The organism is Novosphingobium sp. 63-713, assembly GCF_001898925.1.
Lineage (GTDB): Bacteria > Pseudomonadota > Alphaproteobacteria > Sphingomonadales > Sphingomonadaceae > Novosphingobium.
Map to the genome: position 1 here is coordinate 1 of NZ_MKVS01000029.1, position 8,716 is coordinate 8,716.

The window sequence follows — 8,716 nt, forward strand, 5'->3', positions numbered from 1 at the left end:
ATCTGGACAGTCTGCGCCGCCCGCAACATTGCAGTAAGGTCGGCGATGGACGCCCACGGTAGGCAGTAATCAGGCTGGCCGTAGCGCTGACCCAAGAGCTGGCGGAGGCCAGCCTGATTGCTGCCGGGCCATAGCGCGCATCGGTGTGAAGGTCAGCTTCCGGGTGGGGGGTCCGGGGGGAGGGCTTCGCGCCGGTGTCGATCATTTCTGTTTACGAGCGCCGCGAGGCCAAGGGCCTCGATGCGCATGTGCCGCTGATCCAGCGCGGCGACGCGCTTTATGATCCCGATCTGGATCGCTTCTTTCTCGACCTGCCGCTGTCGGACGTCCGCTCGCGGCACTCGCTTCGCGCCTATGCCTATGATGTCGTTGTCTGGCTTCGCTTTCTCGATGCCTGCGGCAAGACCGTGTGGGCTGCGACCCGCGACGACGTCGATGCCTATCATCGTGAGCGACGCCGCGACGAGGCCGATCACCGGATAACGGCCGCAAGCTGGAACCGCGCCGTCGCCAGTCTCGATCGCCTTTACCGTTGGGGTGAACAGCAAGGGCTGATCACCGACGCGCCGTTCAGCCGCCGCGCCGTGTGGCGACCGGCGCATGGTGGCCGTCGCGGCATGATCGCGGCGCGCAACGACGCCTATGAACGTGTCGCCAGGCGATCGGATGTCCGGTTCGTCACGATGGACGACTACCGCATTTTCGGCGAGGTCGGCCTGCGCGGGCTCACCCCTGACGGCACGGAGCGCCCCGGCGCTCGCGACCGTAATGGGCTACGCAACGCGCTGTTCGCCGATCTTCTCGTCACCACTGGCCTGCGCCTCGAAGAGGCGTCGGGCTTGCTCACCACCGAGCTCGCGGCGATCGACCGCGCGGACGGCGATGCTGGGCAACTTTGGCTGCCTCTCCCGCCGCCGCTCACCAAGGGCGACCGGGGACGCAGCGTTCTGGTCCCACGCCGGCTGCTTCGTCAGATCGCCGCCTATGTTGCCGTCGAGCGCGCAGCGGGCGTGGCCAAGTTCGCCGCACGCGATGGCGCGGCCCGCTTCGAGCGACCGATCCCTGTCACCCGCGCCGGTCTCGACCGCATGCGCGATGTCTGCACCCCGGAGGAACGATGCCGCCTGATCCTGTGCGACGAGGATGGATCGCCCCGCGAGCCGGCGGCGCTATGGCTGACCGAGGTCGGGCAGCCTGTCCGCCCCAACTCGTGGGAGGTGATCTTCACCCGCGCCTGCAAGAGGTGCGCGGAGAACGGCTTCCCGCTGTCGATCAGCCCGCACCAGCTTCGCCACACATTCGCGGTCCATATGCTCGCCTTGCTGATCCAGCAGCGGCTGCGCGAAGCGGCATTGCCGGCGGGGCCGGTGGAGAGCTATCGTTTGATCCTGGGCGACCCGCTGCAACAGGTGCAACGCCTGCTCGGCCACGCGAGCCTCACCACCACCTATATCTACCTCGACCATATTGCGACCCGCGCCGATACGGTGGATGCGGCGGTCGAGGAGCTGCTCGCGCTGCTGCCGGGACCGCAGGGCGCATGAGCGGGCGTGCCCGCAAGGGTCGGCCCGTCGTCTTCTCGCCGATCACGCCCGAGCCCGTGCAGCCTGATCCCGTGCTCGGCCTCAAGTTCACCATCGAGGCGCGGCATGGCGGGACGGTCCTGATCGATATGGCCGCACTCGATCCTCGTCCGCTCGCCATCGCCTTCGCCGGCGCGCTGCGTCGGTCGGCCGCACTCGGAGGACCGATCGGTGCGGCGAGCGTCATCAAGCAGTATTTAAATGCCTACCGCCTGTTCTTCGCCTGGCGTGGCGACGAAGCGCTGAACGTGGCTGGCGTCGGCGACCTGCGCGCAGCCCATATCGATGGGTTCGCCTCCGCGCTCGACCGCCGCGGGATGGGCGCGATCCACCGGCACATAACGGTCGGCAAGATCGTCAACACATTGCGCGCGATCGAGGCAGACTGGCCCGATCGGATTGCGCCTGACCTGCATGAGCGGCTGCGCTACACACTGGCCACGTCGGCGGGCCGCTCGACCCCGCGCGATGCTTATAGCCCCTTCGTCGCCCGCGTGTTGCGCGACGCCGCGAGGACCGACGTCGAAGCGATGTTCCGCCGTCTCGGTGCCGACGACCGCATCGATGAGGGCGACCCGGTCATCGCCAGAGCGCGGGCCGACGTCGAAGCCATCATCGCGCGGCAGGGCTTTATCGTTGCAGACCATCCGGCGCTGAAGAGCCTCTATTCCATGCGCATGCGGCGCGGATTGCCGATCAGCACGCTCATCGACGATCTGCATGGCCGCCATCACCTGCTTGCGCGCGATCTGCCGGCGCTGCTCGTGCTGCTCACGCTCGATACCGGCCTCGAGCCCGAGTGCCTGAAGGCGCTGACCACAGATTGTCTCACCAACCCCCATGCCGGCACGGTGGAGCTGCGCTATCTGAAGCGCCGCGCCCGCGGCGCCGAGCACAAGAGCATGCGGGTGCGCGATGGCGGTGGCGGCACACCGGGCGGCCTGATCCGTCGCCTGATCGACGTCACCGCCGCCGCCCGCGAGCACCTGCCTGACGATTGCCTCTGGGCCTATCACAACGTCGGCGGCCTTCGCGGTGGCATTTTCGATCTCAAGCACCAACTTGCAGCCTGGGCTCTGCGCCATGGCATCAGCGATGATGACGGCAAGCCGCTCCACCTGCTGCTCTCCCGGCTACGCAAGACCCACAAGGCGCTATGGTACACCAAGACCGAGGGGCACATGACCCGCTTCGCGGTCGGCCACTCGCGCGAGGTGGCGGCGCGCCACTATGCCGATCTGCCGTCGCTCCGGCCCCTGCACGAGACGGCCATCGCCGACGCCTTCCGCGCGGCGGTCGCTGCCGCGATGCCGACCGTGCTTCCGCCCACCGCCGAACAGACGTTGCGCGAAGCGCCCGATCAAGCTGCGCCGCTGATCCCGCTGGCTAACGTGGGGCCGTTGCTCGACGGCGAACTGGATGTCTGGCTCGCCGCCTGCGCGGGCTTCCATAGCAGCCCCTTCGCCGAGGCCGGATCACCCTGCGCGCAGCCCTTCTGGGGCTGTCTCGATTGTCCCAACGCCGTCATCACCGCGCGCAAGCTCCCCGCGATCCTCGCTTTCCTCGCATTCGTCGAAGAGCAGAGGCTGAGCCTGCCCGCGACCGACTGGGCGGCCAATTTCGGCCGCGTCCATGCCCGCATCACCGCCCAGGTCCTGCCGGCCTTCTCCGATGCCGTCATCGCCGATGCGCGCCGGCAGATGGAGAGCGAGCGGCTTTATCTGCCGCCAGAGGTCCGCACATGACCATGCCCGCCCATGCCCAGGCGCCCGCCTTCGACGATCGCCCCGTGCTGGCGAGTGCGCCGCTCAAGGAAGGCCATATCCGTGAGGAGCTATCGCGCGTCGGCGACCCGAGTTGGGATCTCGGTCCCGCCGTCTTCCGCGAGAACGCCCGGCGCTGCCACGTTACCGTGCATTTCGACGTGCTCGAACATGCCGATGTCCAGGCAGCGATGCGTGCCTATCTCTACGCGCGCCTCAACGTCGATCTTCCCGGCTATCGAACGAAGTTACCACCCGCCTGCATACGCCAGGTATTCAACCGTGCTCGCCGGTTCTTCGCCTTCGCCCGTGAGCGGCTCGGACGGCTCGACGTTTCCCGTATCGATCCGCCGTTGGTCGATGCCTATGTCCGTCATCTCCGCGACGATCCTGCCCGACGACCCGTCATCGTCGGTCACCTCCTCGAAGTGGTCTCCGATCTCTATTACTATCGTGACCACCTCGCTGGCGGAGGCCTTGCATTCGAGCCCTGGGCCGGACAGGCGCCCGCCCGCGTTGCGGGCTACCGCCATGTCCGGGAGAACTGCACGCCGCGCTTCCCGGAAGTGGTTATCGCCGCGCTGCTCGCCTGGTCGTTGCGCTACGTCACCATGTTCGCTGACGATATTCTCGCCGCCCGCCACGAGCTTGATCGGCTCGAAGCGCGCCGGGATCGCCTTGCCGCCGACGACGCGGGCCTTCCGGACGCGGATCGCCGGCAGCGTCGCCGCGCCCGCCTGAACGCCTATTTCGATCGCCGCCGCCGCGAGGGGCGCGGCGTACCGATCTGGGGCACCGCTCATAACGGCAAGCTGCGCATCGATCCGGGCACCGGCGCCGTGACCCCACCGATCAACGCCCATCTCCTGCATCTCCATGCCGGGATAGACGTGCAGGCCGAGCCTGGCGCGCATTTCATGCTGACTGGCGGTGAAGCGAGGTTGATCGACGCAGTGGCGGCCGAGCTGGGGGTCGAGGTCGGCGGCATGGACACGCCGATCACCATCGATCCCGAGAGCGGTCGGCCATGGCGCGAGCGCTTCGACGCGAAGACTCTCGCACACGAGGAACGGATGCTCCAGGCCGCCGCCTATATCGTGTGCGCCTACCTGACCGGCATGCGCGACTGCGAGGTGCAGGCGATGCGGCGCGGGTGTCTCTCGATCGCGCGCAGCGAGGACGGCCTGATCGAACGGCATCGCATCCGATCGACCATCTACAAGCGCCGCGCCGCCGCGGGCGAGGCGGCGAGCTGGGTGACGATCGAACCGGTCGCAGACGCGATCGCGGTGCTCGAACGTCTGTCGGCAGGCGCGGCACGCGCCAGCGGCAGCGATACGCTCTGGCCGGTGCTTCGTCCCCGCGCTGTCAGCAAGACGCATCTGTCGAGTGAGGTGGTGCGCCAGCTCAACACCTTCCGCGATCACCTCAACACCGCCTTCGGCAGCCCCGATGAGCCGGTCATCCCGCCCGGTCCCGATGGCAACCCATGGCGCATCACGACGAGGCAGTTCCGGCGCACCATCGCGTGGCACATCGCCAACCGTCCGTTCGGCACCATCGCCGGCATGATCCAGTACAAGCACGCCTCGGTCGCCGCGTTCGAAGGCTATGCCGGGACCAGCGCATCGGGGTTTCGCGCTGAGGTCGAGGCGCAGCGCCGGCTCGGTCAGATTGACGACCTGCTGGACTATTTCGACCGGCGTCAGGGCGGCGCATCGCTCGGCGGTCCGGCGGGACCGCGTATCGCACGGACGCTCGACGATGCCGCCGTCAAGCTCGGGCCATTGCCCGCCATGATCGCCGATCGCGCCCGCCTGCGCGTCATGCTCGCCAGCGTCGCGCGCACCTTCCATGTCGGCCCGCTCGCGGATTGCTTCTTCGATCCCGCGACCGCGCTCTGCCTCAAGCGCGTGACGACCCCCGATCCGGCACAGCCGCTCACCGCCCTGTGCGAGCCGACCCGCTGTCCCAACGCCTGCATCACCGCTCGCCATAGGCCGGCCTGGGAACGCGCGGCGGCCGATGCCAGGGCGCATTTACGCGAACGGCGCATCTCCGATCTTCAGCGTCAGGCTCTCCAGCGCGAGCTTGATCGCCTGACCGCGGTGATTGCCGGGATCGATCCTCCCGCGCCGTAGACCACCCCGGCTGTTGGCGGAGTCCTGCGCCGGTCGGCGCGCCCGCGCAACGGCTCTGCCGTCCTTCGCTTCGCTGCGGCCCTGACGGGTGCGCGAGCCCCCCTGTGCCCGGCGCGAACGGGCCTCCGCCGTCGGGGATGGTCCCCGGCGCGAGAACGAAAGAACAGATCATGTCAGCCTCACAACGCTCAGACGTCTATGCTCGCGTCACGCAAGCGATCGTCGACGCCATCGAAGCCGGCACCGCCACCTGGCGCATGCCATGGCATCATTCCGGCGCCGACGTCACCCGCCCGACCAACGTCGCCAGCGGCAGGCCCTATCGCGGCATAAATACGGTCTCGCTCTGGGCGGCCGCCTATGGCAGCGGCTATACGAGCGGGGTCTGGGGCACCTATCGCCAGTGGCAGGCGCTCGGCGCGCAGGTCCGCAAGGGTGAGCACTCCAGCCTCGGCATCCTCTGGAAGGAGTTTCGCGCGAAGGATGACGACGCCGGCGACGATGACGACCACCGCCGGCTTTTCGCCAAGGCGTTCAGCCTGTTCAACGCCGATCAGGTCGATGGCTACGCGCCCGAACCGGGGCCGGACCTGCCCGAGAGCGAACGCCTCGCCGCCGCCGAAGCCTTTATCGCCGCGCTCGGCATCGAGACTGTCTACGGCTCGGCCAGCGCCTATTATCATATCGCCGAAGACCGCATTCACATGCCGGATTTCAGAGCCTTCCACGATGCCCACGGCTTCTACGCCACCCATATTCACGAGGCGGCTCATGCCAGTGGCGCAGCCCACCGGCTCGACCGGGATTTCAGCGCCAAGTGGACCAGGCACGCGCTTGCCATGGAGGAAGCGACCGCCGAACTGACCGCATCGTTCCTGCTCGCCGATCTCGGGATCGCGCACGAACCGCGACCCGATCACGCGGCCTATATCGCCTCCTGGCTGCAACTGCTCAAGGACGAGCCCCGGGCGATCTTCACCGCGGCGAGCAAGGCGCAGGCAGCGGCCGACTGGATGCACGCCCAGCAGCCATGATCAGGCATCTGATATCTCTGCGTGGAGCGCCTGCAACAGCGGACAGCCCGGATCCTGGCCCGCATCGCAGGCGCGCACCGACGCAGCCAGAACCCGTTCCATTCGTCTGAGGTCGGCGATCCGCGTGCGCACGTCCTCAAGGTGCGAGGCCGCCAGTTCACGCACGTCGGCACAGGAGGCCTGTCCACCCGCCGCCAGCCCCAACAGCGCGCGCACCTCGTCGAGCGTGAACCCCAGTTCCCGGGCGCGGCGCACGAAGCCGAGACGCGCCACATCCTCAGCGCCGTAATTGCGATAGCGGCCACGCCGCGGCGGGATCGGCAGCAGCCCGATCCGCTCGTAATAGCGGATCGTCTCGATATTGCAGCCGGTGCGGCGGGAGAGCTCACCGATCTGGATCGCGCCGGTTCCAGCCATCGTAAAAATACCTCTTGAGTCTGTAGCAACTACAGACGCTAGGACGAGCGCATGACCAGAACAAGGATTCGCCCGTGACGCAGCAATCGCGCCCATCGAAGGGGGTTGGCGCCGCGTCGCTGACGCTGGGAGGCATCGCCGCGGCATTCGGTGTCGCTTCATGCTGCGCTCTCCCATTCCTGCTGGCGTCGATCGGTATCGGCAGCGCATGGCTTGGCGGCATCGGTCTTGCGGCAGCGCCCTATCGCACGCCGCTACTCCTCATCGGCGCATTGTGCCTCGCCGCCGGGGCGGTGTCGCTGGCGCGCCAGCAGATCACCGCCTCCCGCTGCGGACCGGACGGCGTCTGCACACCCCCGGCGGTGCGGATCGTCACGCTCGTCGGGCTGCTCATCGGCCTCGTTCTGCTCTATCTCGGCTATCGCTATGTCTGATCCCGTCATCGAGCTGCGCTCCACGCTGACTTGCCCGCATTGCGGCCATCAGGCGACCGAGACCATGCCAACCAATGCCTGCCAGTTCTTCTATGATTGTATCGGGTGCGGGACGGTGCTCAGGCCCAGGTCCGGCGACTGTTGCGTCTTCTGCTCTTATGGAACCGTGCCGTGTCCGCCGATCCAGGTCGACGGCAAGGACGGCGCGTGCTGCGGCTAAGCACGGCGTATGAGCGTCCGCTCCGGCGTTGATATCGTTGCGGACTGGACCGTGGTCACGACGCCTATGGCGCAAGCGGCCCTGCGTGGGCTGTGCGGATCGTTCATCGGCACCAGATGGCGCGGGATGGATGAAGCCGAGAACCGCGTCCATCGCTACGTGCTGCAGGGCTATGCAGCCACGGGCCGCGCGCCGGCAGGGGCACAGATTGCTGGTGCGGTCGGCCCTTCATTCGACGAGGTCACCGCTGCGCTACGGCGTCTTGCCGGGCGCGATCTGGTCGTACTCGATGATGCCGGTCGTATAGTCGGCGCATATCCATTCACCGAACGTCCGAGCGAGCATCACGTGACCGTCGCCGGCATCACGGTGAGCGCCATGTGCGCCATCGATGCGCTCGGGATCGGCGCAATGCTCGGCCAGGCTAGCGTCATTCGTTCGGTCTGCCGCTCGTGCGGACAGACACTTTCTATTTGTACGCGCGACAATGGCCAGACCCTCGACTTCGCTAAACCCGCCGGCATCGTCATATGGTCGGGTCAGCTTTATGCCGACGACTGCGCAGCCACCTCGCTCTGCACCCAGCAAGGCTTCTTCTGTACTTCCGAACACATGGAACGTTGGCGTGCGGACAAATCCCGCCAGGATGACGAAGGCGTGCCCCTCAACCTCTCGGAGGCGCTCGAGGTAGGCCGCGCGCTCTTCGAAGCGATGCGAAGTGCTTTGAGACTGGCCAACGACTGAGCGGCATTGGCGCGCGACACCGCGACTGATCGCCCCAGATTAGCCGACAAACCATCATTTGCGCCCTTGCGACAGGCGCGGGCTGACGCCCGCGCACAGCGGACGCCGCTGACGCGGCGACGCTGTTGTGGGGCCTCCCTCGATGCGGGTCTGGTCGGCGCTCCCTACTAGGCCCGCCACGACGCGCCGCAAGCCCGGCTGCGCCGCGCTGCTCCATTGCATTTCGCCCCTCCGGGTGCGGCCCGCCGCTTCAGCGGGCCTCTCCGGTCGTTCTCGCCGCCCACCCCCGCCTCGGGGGAGCCTTGGGGTTTTGGGTGGGGCTGGAGGCTACCGATGATTTTGATCCCCCAACCGCCGTTTTTCGCTGGACTGTCAGGATA

General features: G+C 67.5%; 8 protein-coding genes. 7 read left to right on the plus strand and 1 reads right to left on the minus strand.

Annotation, left to right across the window (positions count from 1 at the left end):
- Positions 1-194: 194 nt before the first annotated feature.
- The 4 genes from BGP00_RS15795 (at position 195) to BGP00_RS15810 (ending at position 6,521) form a co-directional block, all read left to right on the plus strand.
- A complete protein-coding gene (locus BGP00_RS15795) occupies positions 195-1,544 on the plus strand; it encodes a site-specific integrase (RefSeq protein ID WP_170172298.1) in 1,350 nt (449 codons plus the stop codon).
- Positions 1,541-3,328: a hypothetical protein gene (locus BGP00_RS15800; RefSeq protein ID WP_008068560.1), complete on the plus strand. Its 1,788-nt coding sequence runs from the start codon at positions 1,541-1,543 to the stop codon at positions 3,326-3,328. The genes BGP00_RS15795 and BGP00_RS15800 overlap by 4 nt, the downstream gene beginning before the upstream one ends.
- On the plus strand, positions 3,325-5,487 hold the full coding sequence (locus BGP00_RS15805; protein ID WP_008068559.1) for a hypothetical protein: 2,163 nt from the start codon (positions 3,325-3,327) through the stop codon (positions 5,485-5,487). Before BGP00_RS15800 ends, BGP00_RS15805 begins: the two co-directional genes overlap by 4 nt.
- A gap of 170 nt (positions 5,488-5,657) precedes the next feature.
- On the plus strand, positions 5,658-6,521 hold the full coding sequence (locus tag BGP00_RS15810; protein WP_018076189.1) for a zincin-like metallopeptidase domain-containing protein: 864 nt from the start codon (positions 5,658-5,660) through the stop codon (positions 6,519-6,521).
- On the opposite strand, the gene BGP00_RS15815 is transcribed toward BGP00_RS15810, so the two are convergent.
- Positions 6,522-6,938 carry a helix-turn-helix domain-containing protein gene (locus tag BGP00_RS15815; protein WP_008068555.1) on the minus strand — a complete coding sequence of 139 codons (417 nt, stop codon included), beginning with the start codon at positions 6,936-6,938 and terminating at the stop codon, positions 6,522-6,524.
- 74 nt (positions 6,939-7,012) lie between these two features.
- Here BGP00_RS15815 and BGP00_RS15820 point away from each other — a divergent pair, with 74 nt between their 5' ends.
- The 3 genes from BGP00_RS15820 to BGP00_RS15830 are packed head-to-tail and all read left to right on the plus strand — an operon-like array spanning position 7,013 to position 8,336.
- Complete coding sequence (locus BGP00_RS15820) at positions 7,013-7,372, plus strand: mercuric transporter MerT family protein (RefSeq protein ID WP_008068557.1); 360 nt, start codon at positions 7,013-7,015, stop codon at positions 7,370-7,372.
- Entirely contained in the window at positions 7,365-7,592 is a 228-nt protein-coding gene (locus BGP00_RS15825) for a GDCCVxC domain-containing (seleno)protein (RefSeq protein WP_081458651.1), read from the plus strand. Before BGP00_RS15820 ends, BGP00_RS15825 begins: the two co-directional genes overlap by 8 nt.
- A 9-nt stretch (positions 7,593-7,601) precedes the next feature.
- Positions 7,602-8,336, plus strand: coding sequence for an alkylmercury lyase family protein (locus BGP00_RS15830; RefSeq protein ID WP_008068558.1), 735 nt, complete (start codon positions 7,602-7,604; stop codon positions 8,334-8,336).
- Positions 8,337-8,716: the final 380 nt, after the last annotated feature.